Annotated in this window: 1 protein-coding gene; it reads left to right on the top strand. The window is 44.4% G+C overall.

Annotation, left to right across the window (positions count from 1 at the left end; all coding sequences use genetic code 11):
- Nucleotides 1–1,177 (top strand): glycosyltransferase family 4 protein (locus tag ACFO4R_RS11930; RefSeq protein WP_379789448.1); only part of this gene is annotated, 1,177 nt, incomplete at both ends.

Below are 1,177 nucleotides of genomic sequence, written 5' to 3'. Positions count from 1 at the left end.
AATCATGATGATCATTCCGTGGATGGTCATGGGCGGAGCGGATCTGTTCAACTTGGAAGTATTGAAAAAGATAAACAAAGAAAAGTATGAAGTAAGCATCCTGACAACAGTGCACAGCGATAACGTGTGGAAGAGCAAATTTCGAGAGTATACCGACGAGATCTACGAACTTCCGTCCTTCTTGGACATTCGCAACTATCCGGAATTTATCAGCTATTTTATCCAAAGCAGGGACATCGACATCCTGTTTTTAAGCAACTCCTACTATGGCTATCACCTGATCCCTTGGATTCGAAAAGAATTTCCGGGTCTGGCAATCATCGACTATGTGCACATGGAAGAATGGTACTGGAGAAACGGAGGGTATGGAAGAACCTCAGGAATGATGGGAGAGATCCTGGAGAAAACCTATGTATGTAATGAGGGGACAAGAAAAGTGCTTATCGATCACTTCCATCGAAAAGCAGAAGACGTCAAAACCCTTTACATCGGAGTGGACCAGGACAAGTATGATGAAAGTAAAGTCGAAGAAGGAGTTGTACGAGAGAAGTACGGTTTAGGAAACAGACCGATAGTCTTATTTCCTTGTAGGATCCATCCGCAGAAGAGACCCTTTTTGATGTTGGAGATTGCAAAAGGAGTCAAAAAACGAAAGAAAGACATTGCCTTTTTGGTAGTAGGAGACGGGCCACAGTTGGAAGAAATGAAACTCAAAAGCAAAAGCTTGGGATTGGAAGAGAACGTATACTTTGCGGGACGTCAGGAAGATATGATGCCCTACTACAAAGATGCGACACTGACCTTGATCTGTTCTCTGAAAGAAGGCTTGGCGCTAACCGCATACGAATCGGTATCAATGAAAACACCGGTAGTCAGTGCGGACGTTGGAGGGCAGAAAGAACTGATAGACAGCACGGTAGGAAGGATTATTCCTTTGTATCAAAAAGAGGGGGAAGAACTTGACAAGAGGGAATTTCCGAGAGAAGAGATCGAAGAATATGTAGCTGCGATCACGGACCTCATATCGGACAAAGGACTGTATGAAGAGATGAGGGAGAATTGCAGGAAGAGGATCCGCGAGAGATTTTCTACGCAGATTATGATAGAGGAATTGGAGAAGGAACTTGAGCAGAGCAAGGCGGAAGAGAGGGTGGCCAAGAGGAAAAGAGTTTCAGGA

This window comes from Filifactor villosus (genome assembly GCF_042652965.1).
Lineage (GTDB): Bacteria > Bacillota > Clostridia > Peptostreptococcales > Filifactoraceae > Filifactor > Filifactor villosus.
The sequence above is the reverse complement of the archived record's forward strand: the minus strand, read 5'-3'. Positions and strand labels throughout refer to the sequence as shown.